At 66.6% G+C, this 17,789-nt stretch carries 17 protein-coding genes; 11 read left to right on the top strand and 6 right to left on the bottom strand.

Annotation, left to right across the window (positions count from 1 at the left end):
- Positions 1-4: 4 nt before the first annotated feature.
- Genes napF through EV665_RS15760 form a run of 5 tightly spaced genes read left to right on the top strand, consistent with a single transcriptional unit; the run spans position 5 to position 4,429 of the window.
- Positions 5-505, top strand: a complete 501-nt coding sequence (gene napF, locus EV665_RS15780; RefSeq protein ID WP_133034814.1) for a ferredoxin-type protein NapF — start codon at positions 5-7, stop codon at positions 503-505.
- Complete coding sequence (locus tag EV665_RS15775) at positions 498-782, top strand: chaperone NapD (protein WP_064333851.1); 285 nt, start codon at positions 498-500, stop codon at positions 780-782. Before napF ends, EV665_RS15775 begins: the two co-directional genes overlap by 8 nt.
- Entirely contained in the window at positions 757-3,261 is a 2,505-nt protein-coding gene (gene napA, locus EV665_RS15770) for a periplasmic nitrate reductase subunit alpha (protein WP_133034813.1), read from the top strand. Before EV665_RS15775 ends, napA begins: the two co-directional genes overlap by 26 nt.
- The gene (locus EV665_RS15765) at positions 3,231-3,722 is read left to right on the top strand and encodes a nitrate reductase cytochrome c-type subunit (protein WP_064333853.1); all 492 of its coding nucleotides are present in this window, start codon (positions 3,231-3,233) and stop codon (positions 3,720-3,722) included. The genes napA and EV665_RS15765 overlap by 31 nt, the downstream gene beginning before the upstream one ends.
- Positions 3,722-4,429 carry a cytochrome c3 family protein gene (locus tag EV665_RS15760; RefSeq protein WP_064333854.1) on the top strand — a complete coding sequence of 236 codons (708 nt, stop codon included), beginning with the start codon at positions 3,722-3,724 and terminating at the stop codon, positions 4,427-4,429. The genes EV665_RS15765 and EV665_RS15760 overlap by 1 nt, the downstream gene beginning before the upstream one ends.
- A gap of 187 nt (positions 4,430-4,616) precedes the next feature.
- Here EV665_RS15760 and EV665_RS15755 read toward each other — a convergent pair whose 3' ends face one another.
- Positions 4,617-5,318, bottom strand: a complete 702-nt coding sequence (locus tag EV665_RS15755) for a GntR family transcriptional regulator (protein ID WP_133034812.1) — start codon at positions 5,316-5,318, stop codon at positions 4,617-4,619.
- Between the two features lie 187 nt (positions 5,319-5,505).
- On the opposite strand from EV665_RS15755, the gene EV665_RS15750 reads away from it, so the two are divergent.
- The 6 genes from EV665_RS15750 (at position 5,506) to EV665_RS15725 (ending at position 12,452) form a co-directional block, all read left to right on the top strand.
- Positions 5,506-6,540, top strand: coding sequence for a 4-hydroxythreonine-4-phosphate dehydrogenase PdxA (locus tag EV665_RS15750; RefSeq protein ID WP_133034811.1), 1,035 nt, complete (start codon positions 5,506-5,508; stop codon positions 6,538-6,540).
- 70 nt (positions 6,541-6,610) lie between these two features.
- Entirely contained in the window at positions 6,611-7,603 is a 993-nt protein-coding gene (locus EV665_RS15745; protein WP_133034810.1) for a Bug family tripartite tricarboxylate transporter substrate binding protein, read from the top strand.
- A 64-nt stretch (positions 7,604-7,667) separates the two neighbouring features.
- Complete coding sequence (locus tag EV665_RS15740) at positions 7,668-8,168, top strand: tripartite tricarboxylate transporter TctB family protein (protein WP_133034809.1); 501 nt, start codon at positions 7,668-7,670, stop codon at positions 8,166-8,168.
- Between the two features lie 33 nt (positions 8,169-8,201).
- Entirely contained in the window at positions 8,202-9,740 is a 1,539-nt protein-coding gene (locus EV665_RS15735; RefSeq protein ID WP_064333859.1) for a tripartite tricarboxylate transporter permease, read from the top strand.
- Positions 9,741-9,779: 39 nt separating this feature from the next.
- The gene (locus EV665_RS15730; protein ID WP_064333860.1) at positions 9,780-10,718 is read left to right on the top strand and encodes a sugar phosphate isomerase/epimerase family protein; all 939 of its coding nucleotides are present in this window, start codon (positions 9,780-9,782) and stop codon (positions 10,716-10,718) included.
- A 33-nt stretch (positions 10,719-10,751) separates the two neighbouring features.
- A complete protein-coding gene (locus EV665_RS15725) occupies positions 10,752-12,452 on the top strand; it encodes a dihydroxyacetone kinase family protein (protein WP_133034808.1) in 1,701 nt (566 codons plus the stop codon).
- A 78-nt stretch (positions 12,453-12,530) separates the two neighbouring features.
- Here the strand turns inward: EV665_RS15725 and EV665_RS15720 are convergent, their stop codons facing one another.
- The 5 genes from EV665_RS15720 to EV665_RS15700 all read right to left on the bottom strand — a co-directional run bounded on the left by EV665_RS15720 (position 12,531) and on the right by EV665_RS15700 (position 17,493).
- Positions 12,531-13,793 (bottom strand): FtsX-like permease family protein, encoded by a 1,263-nt coding sequence (locus EV665_RS15720; protein ID WP_133034807.1) that lies wholly within the window; start codon positions 13,791-13,793, stop codon positions 12,531-12,533.
- Entirely contained in the window at positions 13,790-14,476 is a 687-nt protein-coding gene (locus tag EV665_RS15715) for an ABC transporter ATP-binding protein (protein WP_133034806.1), read from the bottom strand. Before EV665_RS15715 ends, EV665_RS15720 begins: the two co-directional genes overlap by 4 nt.
- 2 nt (positions 14,477-14,478) lie before the next feature.
- Entirely contained in the window at positions 14,479-14,943 is a 465-nt protein-coding gene (locus EV665_RS15710; protein WP_133034805.1) for a hypothetical protein, read from the bottom strand.
- Between the two features lie 72 nt (positions 14,944-15,015).
- Positions 15,016-16,770 carry an alkaline phosphatase gene (locus EV665_RS15705; RefSeq protein WP_133034804.1) on the bottom strand — a complete coding sequence of 585 codons (1,755 nt, stop codon included), beginning with the start codon at positions 16,768-16,770 and terminating at the stop codon, positions 15,016-15,018.
- Positions 16,771-16,878: 108 nt separating this feature from the next.
- Positions 16,879-17,493: a hypothetical protein gene (locus EV665_RS15700; RefSeq protein WP_133034803.1), complete on the bottom strand. Its 615-nt coding sequence runs from the start codon at positions 17,491-17,493 to the stop codon at positions 16,879-16,881.
- Positions 17,494-17,789 lie beyond the last annotated feature (296 nt).

Here is a 17,789-nt window from a genome sequence, read left to right as displayed (position 1 = left end):
GGTCATGGTGCAGCAGGCTCTCTCCAGGCGGACCTTTCTGAGCGGTGGCCGGCGCAGCGCCGCCGCCCGTATTCGCCCGCCCGGCATCGCGGAGGAAGGCCTTGCGGCCTGCACGGGCTGCGGGCAATGCGTGGAACACTGTCCGACCGGCGTCATCGCCCTTGTCGATGGCCTGCCCGCGCTCGATTTCTCCACGGCGGAATGCACCTTCTGCGGCGCCTGCGCGCAAAACTGTCCCGAGCCGGTGTTCGCCGATGGCGTCGCCGGCCGCTTCGATCATGTCGTCGCCATCGCGTCCTCCTGCCTGCCGTTCCAGGGTGTCGACTGTCAGGCCTGTCGGGATGCCTGTCCCACCGCCGCTATCCGCTTCCGGCCGGTGCGCGGCGGGCCGTTCGTGCCGGACCTCCTGGCCGAGGCTTGCACGGGCTGCGGCGCCTGCATCTCCGTCTGTCCCGTCGGCGCGGTTTCGACCGCGCCGCGAAACGCGGAGGCCGCTTATGCCTGAACGGCGGCAACATCATATTTCCAGCGCTGTGATTGCCACGAAGCCGGGTGCGCTCGACAGCGTGCTGGCGGCGCTCGCGGGCTTCGACAATGTCGAGGTGCACGGCTGCGACAAGGGCAAGATCGTCGTCGTCATCGAGGGGCCGAGCACCGGCGTGCTCGGGGATACGCTGATGCGCATCTCCGTCCTCGACGGCGTGATCGCGGCGAACATGGTTTTCGAACATGTCGAATTGGAAGAGGACGAGGTGCATGGGCAGCGAACTGACGCGGCGTGACATCCTGAAGGCCCAGGCGGCGGGCGTCGCGGCGGCGGCGGCGGGCATCGCGCTTCCCGCTGCCGCCCAGCCGGTTCCGGGCGGGGTGAGCGCGCTGGAGATCAAATGGGACAAGGCGCCCTGCCGCTTCTGCGGCACGGGCTGCGGCGTCATGGTGGGCGTCAAGGAGGGAAAGGTCGTCGCCACGCACGGCGACATGCAGGCCGAGGTCAACCGCGGCCTCAACTGCATCAAGGGCTATTTCCTCTCGAAGATCATGTACGGCTCCGACCGCCTGACGGCGCCGCTCCTGCGCAAGCGCAACGGCGTCTATGCCAAGGACGGCGAGTTCGAGCCGGTGACCTGGGAAGAAGCCTTCGACGTGATGGCCGAACAGGCCAAGAAGGTGCTGAAGGAAAAAGGGCCGACCGCCGTCGGCATGTTCGGCTCCGGCCAGTGGACGATCTTCGAGGGCTATGCCGCCACCAAGCTGATGCGCGCCGGCTTCCGCTCGAACAATCTCGACCCGAACGCCCGCCACTGCATGGCATCGGCCGCCGTCGCCTTCATGCGCACCTTCGGCATGGACGAGCCGATGGGCTGCTACGACGATTTCGAGCATGCCGACGCCTTCGTGCTCTGGGGCTCGAACATGGCGGAGATGCACCCGATCCTGTGGACGCGCATCGCCGACCGGCGGCTCGGCAACGAGCATGTGCGCGTGGCGGTGCTTTCCACCTTCACCCATCGCAGCATGGACCTCGCCGATATCCCGATGGTCTTCAAGCCGGGCACGGACCTCGTCATCCTCAACTACATCGCCAACCACATCATCCAGTCCGGCCGGGTGAACGAGGATTTCGTGCAGAGTCACACGAAGTTCGTGCGCGGCGTCACCGATATCGGCTACGGCCTCAGGCCGGACAATCCGGTGGAGGTGAATGCCGCCAATTCCGCCGATCCGGGCAAGACGGAGCCGATGGACTACGAGGCCTTCAAGGCCTTCGTCGCGGAATACACGCTGGAAAAGGCCGTCGAGATGACCGGTGTCGAGGCCGGCTTCCTCCGGCAGCTCGCCGAGCTCTATGCGGATCCGGACCGCAAGGTCATGTCGCTCTGGACCATGGGATTCAACCAGCATGTGCGCGGCGTCTGGGCGAACCAGATGGTCTATAACCTGCATCTCCTGACAGGCAAGATTTCCGAACCCGGCAACAGCCCCTTCTCGCTGACCGGCCAGCCGTCTGCCTGCGGCACGGCGCGCGAGGTCGGCACCTTCGCGCATCGCCTGCCCGCCGATATGGTGGTGACGAACCCGGAACACCGCAAGCATGCCGAAGAGATCTGGCGCGTGCCGCATGGCATCATTCCGGAAAAGCCCGGCTATCACGCCGTCCAGCAGGACCGCATGCTCCGCGACGGCAAGCTCAATTTCTACTGGGTGCAGGTCAACAACAACGTCCAGGCCGGCCCGAACACCTCGAACGAGACCTATCAGGGCTACCGCAATCCGGAAAACTTCATCGTCGTGTCGGATGCCTATCCGACGATCACGGCGATGAGCGCGGACCTCATCCTTCCCGCCGCCATGTGGGTGGAGAAGGAAGGTGCCTATGGCAATGCCGAGCGGCGCACCCATGTCTGGCACCAGCTTGTTCAGGCGCCGGGCGAGGCGCGGTCCGACCTCTGGCAGATGGTCGAATTCTCCAAGCGCTTCACGACGGACGAGGTGTGGCCTGCGGACATCCTCGCCGCCAACCCCGCCTACAAGGGCAAGACGCTCTACCAGGTGCTGTTCGCCGAAAGCGACGTGGCGAAGTTCCCGATCAGCGAGGTCAGCCCGGACCACGCCAACAACGAGGCGCAGCATTTCGGCTTCTACCTGCAGAAGGGCCTCTTCGAGGAATATGCCGCCTTCGGCCGTGGCCATGGGCACGACCTTGCGCCCTATGACACCTATCACGAGGTGCGCGGCCTGCGCTGGCCGGTGGTCGACGGCAAGGAGACGCTGTGGCGCTACCGCGAAGGGTACGATCCCTATGTGAAGCCCGGTGAGGGCGTGAAGTTCTACGGCAATGCGGACGGCAAGGCGGCGATCATCGCCGTGCCCTACGAGCCGCCGGCCGAATCCCCTGACGACGAGTTCGACACCTGGCTGGTCACCGGCCGCGTGCTGGAGCACTGGCATTCCGGCTCGATGACCATGCGCGTCCCCGAGCTCTACAAGGCCTTCCCCGGCGCGCGCTGCTTCATGAATGCCGACGATGCGCGCAAGCGCGGCCTCAACCAGGGATCGGAGATCCGCATCATCTCGCGGCGCGGCGAGATCCGCTCGCGCGTCGAGACGCGCGGGCGCAACCGCATGCCGCCGGGCGTGATCTTCGTGCCGTGGTTCGATGCCAGCCAGCTCATCAACAAGGTCACGCTCGACGCCACCGACCCCATCTCGAAACAGACGGATTTCAAGAAATGCGCAGTCAAGATCGAACCCGTCGCCTGACCCCGAGCCCCGGATGGATTTTCGCCGCGATCGGCGTGGCGGTGCTTGCCACCGGCGCCATGGCGCAGATGGTGCCGCAGCTTTCCGGCCCGCAGGGCGATGCGATGCAGACCCTGCCGGCCGATCCCCTGCCGAAATGGGTCATCGACGACATCCGCCGCATGCGCGCCTATCCGGAACAGCCGCCCGTCATCCCGCACTCGATCGACGGCTACCAGCTGTCGGTCAACGCCAATCGCTGTCTTTCCTGCCACAAGCGTGAGTTCTCGCAGGATGCCGGCGCGCCGATGATCAGCATCACACACTACATGACGCGCGAGGGCCAGATGCTCGCCGACGTCTCGCCGCGGCGCTATTTCTGCACCGCCTGCCATGTGCCGCAGGCCGATCACAAGCCGCTCGTCGAGAACACCTTCAAGGACATGAGCGAGATGGGCGTCACCAGGGCGGGAAGCGAGTGATGGTTGCGCGCATCAAGGCACTGATCGCCTGGGTCTGGACCATTCTGACCACGCCGGCGGCAACGCTCAGCCTCGCCTTCCTGACGCTCGGCGGCTTCGTCGGCGGCGTCATGTTCTGGGGCGCCTTCAACACCGCGCTGGAGCTGACGAACACGGAGAAATTCTGCACCTCGTGCCATGAGATGCGGGACAACGTCTACCAGGAGCTGACCAACACGGTGCATTTCACCAACCGCTCCGGCGTGCGCGCCTCCTGTCCGGATTGCCATGTGCCGCACGAATGGACCGACAAGATCGCCCGCAAGATGCAGGCCTCGAAGGAGGTCTGGGGCAAGATCTTCGGCACGATCAACACGCGCGAGAAATTCCTCGACCACCGGCTGGAGCTTGCCCAGCATGAATGGGCGCGGCTGAAGGCGAATGACAGCCTGGAATGCCGCAACTGCCATTCGGCCGTCGCGATGGACTTCACCAAGCAGACCCAGCGCGCGGCCGATATCCACGCGAAGTTCCTCCTGCCCGGCAAGGCGACCTGCATCGATTGCCACAAGGGCATCGCGCACGAACTGCCCAACATGGAGGGCATCGATCCCGGCTGGAAGATGCCGCGCGAACTGGAGGGCGAAACGCTTCCCGCGGCGTCCAACGGGGCGATCGAGGACCTGCGCAAGGCGGTGGCGAGCGCGCATGGAGCGGTGACGTTCTAAGCAATTCCAGCAAAAGTGCGACGCGGTTTTGCGTCCGGAACTGCGATTCGAAGAAAAACGGAAACGCTCCAACGCCCGTCGACATCCAGTTCATGCCGGCCCGTAACGGCATTCTCCGCATTTCCGGGCCGAAGATGCCGTTGCCAAGACGCGGCTGAACATCCGTGCTGCCAGGTGAGCCGATCCTTTACCGGCCGGCGCCCTCCAGCGTCTCGCTCACACGCTCCCAGGCCTTTTTCAGGTGGCGTCCGAGAACTTCGGACAGTCGGTCGGCATCGCGCGCCTCCAGCGCGGCGACCATTTCCTCGTGCTCGCCGACGGCGGCGGCCCATTTTTCGGGGCCTTCATGGCCGACGAAGCGGATGCGCTTCAGCCGGGTCTGCAGCATGCCGTGCACCTCGGCCAGCGCGGCATTGCCTGAAATGGCGACGATACGTGTGTGGATCGCCTGGTTGAGCTTGTAATATTCCAGGCGGTCGCCCGCTTTATAATGCCGGACCATGCGGTCGTGCAGGGCACGGATTTCCGCGATCTCTTCGTCGCGCGCGCTGGCGCAGGCCAGCCTGCCCGCCAGTTCCTCCAGCGTGGCGAGGACCGAGAGCATGTCCTTGACGTCCTTCGCTCCGAAGCGCTTCACGACGGCGCCGCGGCTGGGAACGAGCTCGACCAGGCCTTCGCTCGCCAGATATTTGATGGCCTCGCGCAGGGGGGTGCGCGAAACGCCGAGCATCTGGCCGAGCTGGCCTTCGTTGAGGCGCGTTCCCGGCGACAGGTGCCCTTCGATGATCATGTCGCGCAGGCGGCCGACGAGCGTGTCGTGCAGCGCCGTGCGGCGGATCGGTTCCGGCAGGCTGCTTTCCGGGAGCCCCAAGCTTCTGATCTCATCCATGTCTTTGATCTTGCGTATTTCAGGTCCGGTCCGAGGGCGCCGGCCGCGTTGGCGATTTGGTGCGAGCATGGAGAGGCCGGAGGGCGGCGTCAATAAAAAATGCTGCATACAAAATACAAAAGACTTGATGCAGCATTTTGGATACCGTATGAAAGCTGCATACAGAATGCAGCGGAGGAGCTTCATCATGACCGAGAGCGCAAAAGACGCGCGTCCCGTTATCGCGCTCGCCATGGGCGACCCGGCCGGCATCAGCCCCGAGCTGACCGCCCGCATCATCGCGCTCGACGACGTCAAGGCGGCGGCCCATCTCGTGGTGATCGGCGATCGCCGCATTCTCGACGAGGGCGCGAAGGCGGCCGGCCTCGACCTCGACCTGGAGGACGCAACGCTCGAGACCTTCGGTGCGGCGAGCGGCGAGCGCCATGTCTTCATCGACCTTGCCCATCTCGACCCGGCGGACGTGGTGCGTGGTGAGGCGACGCTTGCCGGCGGTACCTTCGCGACGACCAATTTCCGCACCGCGCTGCAGCTTGCCGATCGGGGCAAGGCCGGGGCCGTCTGCTTCACGCCCTTCAACAAGAAGGCCATGCGCTACGCCTATCCGGGTTATGACGACGAGATCCGCTTCGTCGCCGATGTCATCGGCTTCACCGGCAAGGTCCGCGAGTTCAACGTGCTGGAAAAGGTCTGGAATGCGCGCGTCACCTCGCACATTCCGCTGAAGGACGTGGCGGCGGCGCTTTCGGTCGAGGCGATCCTCGCCGAGATCGAGCTCACCGCGGCCTGCCTGCGCAATGCGGGCTATCACAATCCGCGCATCGCCGTTGCCGGCCTCAACCCGCATGCCGGCGACGGCGGTTCCTTCGGCATGGAGGAGATCGACATCATCGAGCCTGCCGTTGCGGCGGCGAAGGCGCGCGGTTTCGATGTCGAGGGTCCGTTCCCGGCCGATACCGTCTTCCTGCGCGCCCTGAAGGACGGCTTCCAGGCGGTCATGACCATGTATCACGACCAGGGCCAGATCGCGATGAAGCTCATGGGCTTCGACAAGGGCGTCACCATGATGGGTGGCCTGCCGTTCCCGCTCTGCACGCCGGCCCACGGCACGGCCTATGACATTGCCGGCAAGGGCATTGCCGATGTCGGCGCGAGCCGCGAGGCGCTGCTTCTGGCCGCGCGCATGGCGAAAAAGGCCGCCGCGCTTTCAGCCGCCGCCTGACCTGTCGAATTTTTGAGGTATACCGGCACGGAGGAGGTTCGTGCCGGGATCATCCCAACGGAGGAGCAAGATGAAAAAGTCCCTTACCATTGCCTGCATCGTTGCGGCCGCATCGGGCGTCGCCCTGCCGGCCTTCGCCTTCGAGCCGGAGCGCCCGGTCGAATTCGTCGTCACGGCCGGCCCCGGCGGCGGCACGGATATCTTCGCCCGCACCATCCAGTCGATCATCGCCAAGTACGAGCTGATGAAGGCGCCGGTGGTGGTGACCAACAAGGGCAGCGCCGGCGGCGCGGAGGGCTTCGTATATGCCGCGACCGCAAAGGGCGATGCCCACAAGCTGACCTTCGGCACGAACAACGCCTATCTGCTGCCGGTCCGCGCCAAGGTGCCCTACGCCGCCGCCGACCTGACGCCGGTCGCCGCGCTCGCCTCCGACGAATTCGTGCTCTGGGTCAACGGCAAGTCCGACATCAAGACAGCCGCCGATTTCGTAGAGAAGGCCAAGGCGGCGCCGGGCACGCTGAAGGTCGCCGGCAGCCAGTCCAAGGACGTCGACCAGATCCTCACCTCGATGATCAACGAGGCGACCGGTGCCGATATCGGCTACGTTCCGTTCAAGAGCGGCGGCGAGGCGGCCGTGCAGCTTGCCGGCGACCACGTCGCGGCCAATGTCAACAATCCGAGCGAGAACCTTGGCCAGTGGCAGGCCGGCATGGTCAAGCCGGTCTGCGTCTTCAAGTCGGAAAAGCTGAAGAACGATGCGAAGGTGGCCGGCGACCAGGGCTGGGCCGACATCCCGACCTGCAAGGACAGCGGCATCGCCATCGACAACTACGCCATGCCCCGCACCGTCTGGCTTGCCGCCGGTGTCGAGCCCGAGGTCGTCAGCTTCTATGCGGATGTCCTGAAGAAGGTGTCCGAGACGCCGGAATGGCAGAAATATCTTGCCGACACCTCGCAGTCCGGCACCTATATGAGCGGCGCGGAGTTTGCGGATTTCATCAAGAAGGACGAGGCCGCCGTCAGCGCCGTGCTGAAGCGCGAAGGCTGGCTTGCGAACTGAACCTCCCAAGGTTCCGCGCGGATGCCCCACGGCATCCGCACCCCCTTTCGGAAAGGTCTGATCCATGCGTGAGAACAGCGCGAATGGGCTTTCCCGTTTCGCCATGGAAACGGGCGTCGCCCTCCTGACGGGCGCCTTCGGCATCGCCGTCGCCTACGGCTCGATCGAGGCCGGCGCAGGCTGGACGGAGATGGGGCCGGATGCCGGCTATTTCCCCTTCTATATCGGCCTGCTGATCGTCTTCGGCAGCGCGATGAACCTCGTCTACGCTGTCGTCAAGCATCGCGGCAGCGGCGAGATCTTCGTCGACATGGCGCGCTTCAAGGTCGTGCTCGGCTTCCTGCTGCCGCTCGTCGCCTTCGCCGCGGTCTCCACCCTCGTCGGCCTCTATGTCGGCACCGCGCTCTACATCGCCGGAACGATGACCTTCCAGGGCAAGTACAAGTGGTGGGCCGGCCTTGCCGCGGGCATCGGCGTCGCCCTCTTCTTCTTCGTCATTTTCGAGATCGGCTTCAAGGTTCCGCTCCTGAAGGGTCCGGTCGAGGCCTTCTTCGGGATCTACTGATCGCGCGGGGGCGCCGGTCTTCGGAGGAAAGACATGGAAAATATCGGTCTTCTCATGGATGGCTTCGGCCATATCCTGAGCTTTAACCACATCCTGCTCATGATGCTCGGCGTCACGCTCGGCATCCTGGTGGGCGTGCTGCCTGGCCTCGGCGCGCCGAACGGCGTGTCGCTGCTCCTGCCGCTCACCTTCTCGATGGATCCGATCTCGGCCATCATCCTGCTCTCCTGCATGTATTGGGGCGCGCTCTTCGGCGGGTCGACGACCTCCATCCTCTTCAACATTCCAGGCGAGCCCTCTTCCGTCGCCACCACCTTCGACGGCTATCCGATGGCGAAGAAGGGCGAGGCGAGCCGGGCGCTGACGCTCGCCTTCGTCTCGGCCGGTCTCGGCGCGCTTGCCGGCGTCGTGATGATCACGCTGCTTTCCGGCTGGGTCGCCAATTTTGCGCTGCGCTTCTCCTCGCCGGAATATTTCGCCGTCTATTTCCTCGCCTTCGCGAGCTTCATCTCGATGGGCGCCCAGTCGCCGTTCAAGACGCTCGTCTCCATGATGATCGGCTTCGCGCTCGCCTCCGTCGGCATGGACACGATCTCGGGCAACCTGCGCCTGACCTTCGACATTCCCGAACTCATCAAGGGCGTCTCGTTCCTCATCGCCGTCATGGGCCTCTTCGGCATCGGCGAACTGCTGCTGACCACGGAGGAGGGGCTGCGCTTCGAGGGCATCAAGGCGCGCGTGAAGCTCGTCGAGATCGGCCGCACGCTGGTCGAGATGCCGCGCTACTGGTTCACCATCGCGCGCTCCACGCTGATCGGCATCTGGATGGGCATCACGCCCGCCGGCCCGACGGCGGCCTCCTTCATGAGCTACGGCGTCGCCCGCCGCTCGGCCCGCGACAAGTCGCAGTTCGGCAAGGGCGATCCGCGCGGCGTCGTCGCGCCGGAGACGGCCGACCATTCCGCCGGCACCTCCGCGTTGCTGCCAATGCTCGCGCTCGGCGTGCCGGGCTCGGCCACCGCGGCCGTCATGATGGGCGGCCTGATGATCTGGGGCCTGACGCCCGGTCCGACGCTCTTCACCGACCGGCCGGATTTCGTCTGGGGCCTGATCGCCTCCATGTATCTCGGCAACATCGTCGCCGTCGTGCTGGTGATCGCCACCGTGCCACTCTATGCCTCGATCCTGCGCGTGCCCTTCGCCATCATCGGGCCGATCATCGTCGCCATCATCCTGTCCGGCGCCTACCAGGTCGGCAATGCCGTCAGCGACATGTGGCTGGTGCTTCTCTTCGGCCTCCTCGGCTATGTCTTCAAGAAGCTCGATTATCCGCTTGCCCCGCTCGTGCTTGCCATGGTGCTCGGCGACAAGGCGGAGGATGCCTTCCGGCAGTCCATGCTCTTGTCCGGCGGCCAGCTTTCGGTCTTTTGGTCGAACGGGCTGGTGACGACGCTGATGCTGATCGGCCTTGCGCTGCTCTTCTCGCCGCTCGTCTTCTGGCTCCTCGGCATCTCGCGCCGCCGCCGGCTCGGCGTTCCCAAGTCCCCGCAGGACGGCACGCCGGCGGTCTGATCCGCCGGCTCCCCACCCTTTCCGCATCAGGAGTTCGCCATGACCGTTCCGGCACCCGCATGGACCCGTGAGACCTGGCCGATCGCGGCCGCGATGATCCAGTATCCCAACCTCCTGGCGGACGGCCGTTCGGTGCAGGACCAGTCCGTCGAGGAATGGGCGGCGACGCTCGACGACGTCGTCGATGCCGGCTTCACCGAGCTCGACCCGACGGATAGCTGGCTGCGGCTCGCCGACCTTTCGCCGGCGCGGCTCGACGCCTTCATGGCGCTGGTGCGCTCGCTCGGCCTGACGATCCCGGCGATCTCGACCTCCCGCCGCAGCGTCATCGATGCCGTCCATGGCGATGCCTATCTCGCCTATGGCCACCGCGTCATCGACACCGCGAAGGCGATCGGCGCGGGCGCCGTCTCCTTCGGCCTCTTCGAGCCGCTGACGGCCGGGCAGAAGACGGCGCTCTGGTTCTGGACGGTCGATGGCCCGCGCAATCCTGATGATCCGGCCGTCTGGCAGAAGGCCGTCGCGCGCATCCGCGAGCTCGGTCGCCATGCCGAGGAGCTCGGCATCGAGGTGGCGCTGGAAATGTACGAGGATACCTATCTCGGCACGGCCGACAGCAGCGTGCGTTTCGTCGAGGCGGTCGGCCTGCCGAATGTCGGCATCAATGCGGATATCGGCAACCTCATCCGCCTGCACCGCCCCGTCGAGCACTGGCAGGCGATGATGGAGAAGGTCGCGCCCTTCGCGAAATACTGGCACGTCAAGAACTATACGCGCACGGAGGATCCGGGAACGGGGGTGATCGTCACCCATCCGGCGCCGCTGGAGACGGGCATCATCAACTACCGCGCCGCCATCCGCATGGCGCTTGCGCACGGTTTCCGCAGCGCCTTCCTTTGCGAGCATTACGGCGGCGACGGCCTTTCGGTCTCGGCCGCCAACCGCGATTACCTGCGGCGCATCCTGCCGCGCCGCTGACACGACGATCCAGCAAGACGAGGGACGATCACCATGACCACCATCTTCGATGCACCGGAGGATTTCGCGGCCACCGCGCTTGCCGGCTTTGCCGATCTCTACAGCCGCCATGTCCGCCTCGTGCGCGGCGGCGTGGTGCGGGCGACACGAGTGCCGGAGGGCAAGGTCTCGGTCGTCGTCGGCGGCGGTTCGGGGCATTATCCGGCCTTTGCCGGCTATGTCGGCGCGGGCATGGCGGACGCGGCGGTTGCCGGCGACGTCTTCGCCTCGCCCTCGACGGCGGCGGTCGCCCGCGTCTGCCGGCAGGCCCATCACGGCGGCGGCATCCTGCTCGGCTTCGGCAACTATGCCGGCGACGTGCTGAATTTCGGTGTCGCCGCCGAGCGTCTCAGGGCCGAGGGCATCGATGTGCGCATCGTTCCCGTCACCGATGACGTGGCGAGCGCGCCGGCCGAGGCGCATGGAAAGCGCCGTGGCATTGCGGGTGATCTTGCCGTGTTCAAGGTCGCGGGCGCGGCGGCGGAAGCCGGCCTTTCCCTCGACGAGGTGGAGCGCATCACGCGCCGTGCCAACGACCGCACCGTCTCCTTCGGCGTCGCCTTTGACGGCTGCACCTTGCCCGGCGCCGGCGGCCCGCTCTTCACCGTGCCGAAGGGCCGCATGGCGCTCGGCCTCGGCATCCATGGCGAACCGGGCATCCGCGAGGAGGCCGTCGTGCCGGCGAAGGATCTTGCGGCCCTCCTCGTCGAACGGCTTCTTGCCGAGCGCCCGCAGGGCGTCACGCGCGTGGCAGCGGTGCTCAATGGCCTCGGCGCAACGAAATACGAGGAGCTCTTCGTTCTCTGGACCGCGATCTCCGGGCTGCTGAAGGCGGCCGGGCTGGAGATCGTGGCGCCCGAGGCGGGGGAATATGTCACCAGCCTCGACATGCAGGGCTGCTCGCTGACGCTGATATGGCTGGATGCGGAGCTCGAAACCTACTGGACCGCGGCCTGCGATACGCCCGTCCTCCGGCGCGGCGGCGAGATCCGCACGGAGCCGGCCACTGATACCATCGTCAACGAGGATGCCGCGCCGACCTTCGGCCCGTCCTCGGCCGCCTCGCGCAAGGACGCGGCCTGCATCGCAAGGCTTCTCGGCCTTGCCGCCAAAGGGTTGAAGGACGCGGAGGACGAGCTGGGCCGCATCGACGCGCAGGCCGGCGACGGCGACCATGGCCAGGGCATGCGCCGCGGCTCCGCCGCCGCCGAAGACGCCGTGGGGCAGGCACTCGCCGCCGGTGCCGGCGCTGCGAGCACGCTTGCGGTCGCCGGCGATGCCTGGGCGGACCGGGCGGGCGGCACGTCGGGTGCCATCTGGGGCCTGCTGCTGCGCGCCTGGAGCAACGCGCTTTCCGACGATGCCGTTTTCGATGACGCCGCCGTGGTCAGGGGCGCGCGTCTTGCGCTCGATGCGGTGACGCGGCTTGGCCGCGCCCGCGTCGGCGACAAGACCCTCGTCGATGCGCTCGTGCCCTTCGTCGAGACGCTGGAAGCGTCGTTTGTAGCCGGCAAGCCGCTGAAATCCGCCTGGATCGACGCCGCAGGCGCTGCGACGGCAGCGGCCGACGCCACCGCCGCGCTGACGCCGAAACTCGGCCGTGCCCGCCCGCTCGCCGAACGCAGCATCGGCCATCCGGACGCCGGCGCGATCTCACTGGCGCTGGTTGCAAGGATCATCGGCGAGGCTATCTGACCGGTCGACAGAGCAATTCCGGAAACGGGCCCGGCGATTTTTGCCGGGGCCATGCGGACCGTCCTGCCTCCAGCTCCATCAGGCTCTCAAGGCGGCCGCCGGGCTGAGGCGAAGGGCCGAAAGCGCCGGTACGATCGACACCAGCACCGCAAGAGCGGCGAACCACATCGCCAGCGAGAGATCCGCCCGGGCGAATTCCACGGGCATATGGACCGCCGTCGTGGAGGCGAGGGCGGCGGAGATGGCCCGTGCCGCGCCATAGCCGATGGCAAGGCCGAGGGCGAAACCGGCCAGCAGCAGCAGGAAGAGTTCGCCCCAGACGATCGCGAAGACCGCCCGGCGCGGGGCGCCAAAGGCCCTGAGCGCCCCGATCTGCCGCCGGCGGGCGCCGACATGCATGATCGTGACGAGCAGGATGGCGGCGACGACGATCGCCTGCGTGGCGATGGCGATCGCAAGCAGCAGGCTGCGGGCATCGCCGAGCGTCGCATAGAGGCGGGTCAGCACCTCGGCGGGGAACACGGCGAGCGTCGTCTCGCCGCGATATTCCTGGCGCAGGCGGTAGGCGTCGCCCATGGTCTTCGGCTTGACGAGGACGGCGGGGATGCCGGGCGTTTCGGCATCGAAATGTTCGTCGAGCGCCGCGTCCGCCTCGACATGGACCGCGTGGTCGTGATCCTCCGCCGCCGCGCCGTCAGGCGCTTCGTCGCCATGGTCGTGCGCGTGTTCGGCCTCCGCGCCCATGCCGTGCAGTTGCCAGACGGCCCGGATCGGCACGAGGATCGCCCGGTCCCAGGCGGTGCCGGTCGGCGCCATGCGGCCGCGTACCGTATAGGCGAGTTCGACATGGGTATGGCCGCCGCTATCGGCCGCGCCGTGCATCGGCTTGATCTTTGCCCCGAGGCGCATCGGCACGTCGGCGCCTATCACCGCCTCGCCGAGGCGGGCGAAGACCGCGCCTTCCGCAAGTGTTGGCGAGAGGGCCGCAACCAGCGCCGTCGTCGTGCCGACGACCGGGCGACCGTCGGCGGAATCGCCGAAGCCGACGGGGGCGGCGAAGGAAACGCGCGGGTCCCGCGCGAGCTTTTCCAGCACGGCGCCGGACATCAGGGGCAGGGGGGATGGCTGGAGGAAGACGGCCGACAGGGCAAGCTGCGTCTCGCTGCCGGCGGCGCCGACGACGAGGTCGAACTTTTCCGCCGCCCGTGCGCTGCCGAGCCGGACGGCCCGTTCCTGCAGCGTGACGGCGACGCTGAGCGCGACCGACAGCGCGATCAGCACGACCACGGCGAGCGCGCCGCCCTTGAACCGGCGAAGATCGGCGAGGATGAAGCCCATCATGCCGCTTCCGCCTTTCCGGCATCCTCGACGATGCGGCCACCGTCGAGGACGATATGCCGGCCGATGCGCTCCACCAGGGCGGGGTCATGGGTCACGACGAGCAGCGTGGCACCCTCCGCGCGGGCAAGCCGCACGATGAGGTCGGCCACCTCGCCGCCGATGCGGCGGTCGAGGCTCGCCGTCGGTTCGTCGGCGACGATCACGCCCGGTTTCGACAGCAGCGCCCGCGCCACCGCCACGCGCTGCATCTCGCCGCGCGACAGCGTCTCGATGGGCTGGCCGGGGCGGGCAATGCCGGTGATTTCGAGCAGGTGAAGGGCGCGTTCGCGCTCGGCCGGCTTCAGGCGGCGGGCGAGCCGCACCGGCAGCACGACGTTCTCGTAGGCCGAAAGGCCGGGGAAAAGGTGGAAATCCTGCATCACCAGGCCGATATGGGCGGCGCGGAAGGCATCGCGCCGGCCGGTGGGCAGGCGGGTGATCTCCGTTTCTCCCCAGGAAACGGATCCCTGCGTCGCCCGCTCCAGCCCGGTGACGACATTGACCAGCGTGCTCTTGCCCGAGCCTGAGGCACCCGTGATCGCAAGGCCGCCGCCTGCGGCAAGATGCAGTTTGTCGATGGAGAGCACCGGCGTGTCGAGGCCCGGAAAGCGCATCTCCAGGCCGGCAATATCGAGCGCGAGCATCGTCAGACCGTGTCGAAGGTGGCGCCGCGCAGGCGCAACTGGCTGACGAAGCCGGTTTCAGGATCGACCCACGACCCGTATTCCAGCACACCTTGGGCCTCGATCGGCGCATTGTACTGCACGAAGGTCTGCTTTTCGGCGAGGTAGACGACGAGGATATTGTCCGGCCAGTCGGCATCCGAGGAGCAGAAGGGGCAGAGCGACATCGGGATTTCTGTGAGCACGAAGAAGTTCGCCTCCGCCTTCAGCGGCGGCGCCATGAACCCCTTCACGGCGACGTCCTGCCCGTTCAGCCGCTTCACCTTGTCGGAGAATTCGAGGCCGAGCACGCCGAAGCTCTTGTAGAGTTCGCCGAAGCCCAGCGTCTCGCCAGCAAGGGCCGGGCGGGAAAGGGCGAGGGTGGGCAAGGCCGCCAGCGCGCAAAGCAGCCGGCGCCTCTCGAACGATACGCGGTCCGTCTGCGTCATGGCCGGGCCTCCTTCTTTGTCGGCAGGAGCGTGGACAGGCGGCGCGGGCCGCCTGTCCAGCAAGGTCTGGTGTCAGTCCTTCGGCACGCCGAGCGCGAAGGCATCGGCCAGCACGCGGTAGACGTCGCTCTGTTCCATGTAGCCGCGGAACCCTTCGGAGCCGGGGCCGATGGCCTGCAGCACGACGTCGTCGACGGCATGCACGCCCGTGTCGTCTTCCTTCGGGATATTGCCTTCCACGAAGACCGCACCGGGCACGTCCTTGTAGGCTTCGTTGGCAACATATTCCTTCGCCTCGTTCTGCACGGCCGGCACGAATGGACCGTCCAGCTTCGGGCGGAAGGTCTCGTAGTGGTCCGGGCCGTTGTTGGCGGCCAGGAACAGGCGGCGCGAGACGTCGATGCGATCCGGATAGCCGTCGCCGTCCTTGTCCTCGTAGTTCGGGAAGCCGGCATTGTCGTAGGTGCCGACCTTTTCGCGCATCACGTCGCCCGGCTTCTCGTCGTCGACCGTGCCGATGATGGCGACGCCGTGCGTGTGGTCGCCCGTCACGACGATAAGCGTGTCCGGGTTCTTCTCGGCGAATTCACGGGCAACGCCGATGGCCTTGTCGAACTCGATCGTCTCGACGAGCGCGCGATCCCAGTCGAGCGGATGGCTCATCTTGTCGACCGACGCGGCTTCCACCATCAGGAAGAAGCCTTCCGGGTTCTTCGAGAGCTTGTCGAGCGCGGCCCTGGTCATCTCGACGAGGCCGGGCTGGTTCGGGAACTTGTCGACGGTGCCTTTCTTGAGGAAGTCGCGGTCGAGCGTCACGTCCATGTTGCCGGTGTGGAACAGGCCGAGCAGCCGCTCCTGGTTCGATCCGGCGGCCGCGGCGAGCTCGGCCTTGTCCGTCGCGATTGCATAATCGGCATTACGGAACTCGGCGATATAGTCCTTGTCGTCCTTGCGCTTGGAGCCCGGCACGTCCTTGGAGAGGAAATAGGCCGAGCCGCCGCCGAGCAGGACGTCCGGCTTGACGTCGAGCATCATGCCGACGATCTCGGCCTTGTCGGCGCGCTTGCGCGTATGGGCGACGAGCGCTGCGGGCGTCGCGTCCTGGAGTTCCGAGGTGGAGACGATGCCGATGGACTTCCTGGTGTTCCGGCGCAGCGCCTCGGCAATGGTCTCGACCTTCGGGTCGTCGAGGCTTGCCGGCGTGCGGTCGGCATAGACGCCGAGCGCGTTGACGCGCGACTTGTGGCCGGTCATGTAGGCCGACATGGTGTTGGCGCTGTCCGTGGCGATCGAATGGGTGGAGGACGTGCCGATGAAGGCGACCGGCGGGATATCGTCCATCGCCAGGCGGCCGTTCGCCTTGCCCTCGGTCATGCCCTTGGACATGATGCGCGCGCCGGTGCGGTGGGCGACGGACAGGCCGTCGGCGATCAGGAAGATGATGTTCTTCGCCTTCGGCTGGGCGGCGGTCTCGTAGACGTCCCAGTTGACCGACTGCGTTTCGCTGCCGGCGGACACCTCGACCGTGTAGTCGCCGGCCGTGCCGATCGTCAGGCCGCGCAGGATGAGCGCCGAACCCAGCACTTCGTCCTCGGCGCCCTTCTCTTCCGCGACGAATTCGGCGGGCTTGCCGAAGACCTCCGCATAGTCCTTGCCGTTGACCGTGATCTTCACGTCTTCCGGCTTCACGACCGCATCGAACTCGACCTTGAAGTCGAACGGCGAGCCGACGAGGATCGTGGCGCGATCGATGGGATAGACGGTTGCGGCGTTGGCGGCGCCGGCGAGAATCGTTGCCGATGCCAGGGCGAGGATGAGTTTACGCATGGGAGGGCCTCTCTTGAGCGGTGCGTTACCTCCCTGCGCATAGAAAGCCTGCATGACAGGCGTATTACACCGCGATGACCATGCTGTGACCGTCGCGTATGACGCGCCTCAATCGATCGACGGGTGGAGGACGGGCCGGTAGCCGGAACGAAGCGCCGCGACCGTCGAGGGCGGCGTCAGCAGGGCGTCGGCGCTGTCGAGGCGTCGCGGCGGGGCGTAGCCATCGGCGGTCCAGCGATGAGCGAGGCCGGCGCGAAGGGTGAAGGCGTGCCCCTCGGCCGCCACGACCGCTCCGTCGGGAAGCGCCGCCAGAGGTCCGGCGATCGGGTGGAGGCGCTTGCGCCGGCCTTCCAGGCGTTCGCCGTGCAGGACGGCATCCATCGTGCCGGCGGAGGGCGGCGGCTCGTCCTTCGCCGATGCCCAGCAGGCCTGGAAGCGCTGCGCAGCCTCCCGGCGGCAGAAGAAGCAGGGCCGGTGGCCGGCGGCCAGCGCGACCGCCTCGTCGAGGAAGAACAATTCGGTCCAACTCCGTCCCCCCATCACCTCCCGCCGGCGGCCCTGGAAGTCGCGGAGGCAGATCAGCCAGGCCCTGGACGCCCAGCGTTTCGAAAGCAGCGTCTTCGTCGCCGGGTCATGGATGATGCCGCGATTGCCGGTAAACAGGCCACGCTGCGGAAGCGCGACGATCTCGCCGAAGGGCGTGACGCGATTTTGAAGGGGCATGGCACTCCACCCGGATCAAACGACAGTGCGCCATCCTATCCCCAGGCATCGGCGCCGTCTCCCTTTCAAAGAGGGCCGGTTGGCAGTCGCCCGTATCGTCTTACTGGATGATATCGTCGATCTTATATTGATGGCATCGCTATCAAATATGCGAGGTTGCCATCATGCCGGCGGTTACAATCCGGAACCTTTCCGAGACGACTGTCAACGGCGGAGTAAAAACCGGCCACGGGGCGGAGCAAAAGTCGGCCACTGCGGCGCCGGCCTGAGACCGCCGGGAGGGCTTAAGCCCGAGC

This window comes from Shinella granuli (genome assembly GCF_004341885.1).
Lineage (GTDB): Bacteria > Pseudomonadota > Alphaproteobacteria > Rhizobiales > Rhizobiaceae > Shinella > Shinella granuli.
This window is presented reverse-complemented; position numbering and strand designations above follow the sequence as displayed.

What these genes read in the sequence shown, in the direction of transcription:
- EV665_RS15765 (WP_064333853.1), top strand. Translation starts at nt 3,231, where the DNA reads ATGCGCAGTCAAGATCGAACCCGTCGCCTGACCCCGAGCCCCGGATGG.
- EV665_RS15745 (WP_133034810.1), top strand. Translation starts at nt 6,611, where the DNA reads ATGAAAAAGTCCCTTACCATTGCCTGCATCGTTGCGGCCGCATCGGGC.
- EV665_RS15735 (WP_064333859.1), top strand. Translation starts at nt 8,202, where the DNA reads ATGGAAAATATCGGTCTTCTCATGGATGGCTTCGGCCATATCCTGAGC.
- EV665_RS15755 (WP_133034812.1), bottom strand. Translation starts at nt 5,318, where the DNA reads ATGGATGAGATCAGAAGCTTGGGGCTCCCGGAAAGCAGCCTGCCGGAA.
- EV665_RS15760 (WP_064333854.1), top strand. Translation starts at nt 3,722, where the DNA reads ATGGTTGCGCGCATCAAGGCACTGATCGCCTGGGTCTGGACCATTCTG.
- EV665_RS15705 (WP_133034804.1), bottom strand. Translation starts at nt 16,770, where the DNA reads ATGCGTAAACTCATCCTCGCCCTGGCATCGGCAACGATTCTCGCCGGC.
- EV665_RS15750 (WP_133034811.1), top strand. Translation starts at nt 5,506, where the DNA reads ATGACCGAGAGCGCAAAAGACGCGCGTCCCGTTATCGCGCTCGCCATG.
- EV665_RS15720 (WP_133034807.1), bottom strand. Translation starts at nt 13,793, where the DNA reads ATGATGGGCTTCATCCTCGCCGATCTTCGCCGGTTCAAGGGCGGCGCG.
- EV665_RS15715 (WP_133034806.1), bottom strand. Translation starts at nt 14,476, where the DNA reads ATGCTCGCGCTCGATATTGCCGGCCTGGAGATGCGCTTTCCGGGCCTC.
- EV665_RS15730 (WP_064333860.1), top strand. Translation starts at nt 9,780, where the DNA reads ATGACCGTTCCGGCACCCGCATGGACCCGTGAGACCTGGCCGATCGCG.
- EV665_RS15740 (WP_133034809.1), top strand. Translation starts at nt 7,668, where the DNA reads ATGCGTGAGAACAGCGCGAATGGGCTTTCCCGTTTCGCCATGGAAACG.
- napA (WP_133034813.1), top strand. Translation starts at nt 757, where the DNA reads ATGGGCAGCGAACTGACGCGGCGTGACATCCTGAAGGCCCAGGCGGCG.
- napF (WP_133034814.1), top strand. Translation starts at nt 5, where the DNA reads ATGGTGCAGCAGGCTCTCTCCAGGCGGACCTTTCTGAGCGGTGGCCGG.
- EV665_RS15775 (WP_064333851.1), top strand. Translation starts at nt 498, where the DNA reads ATGCCTGAACGGCGGCAACATCATATTTCCAGCGCTGTGATTGCCACG.
- EV665_RS15710 (WP_133034805.1), bottom strand. Translation starts at nt 14,943, where the DNA reads ATGACGCAGACGGACCGCGTATCGTTCGAGAGGCGCCGGCTGCTTTGC.
- EV665_RS15700 (WP_133034803.1), bottom strand. Translation starts at nt 17,493, where the DNA reads ATGCCCCTTCAAAATCGCGTCACGCCCTTCGGCGAGATCGTCGCGCTT.
- EV665_RS15725 (WP_133034808.1), top strand. Translation starts at nt 10,752, where the DNA reads ATGACCACCATCTTCGATGCACCGGAGGATTTCGCGGCCACCGCGCTT.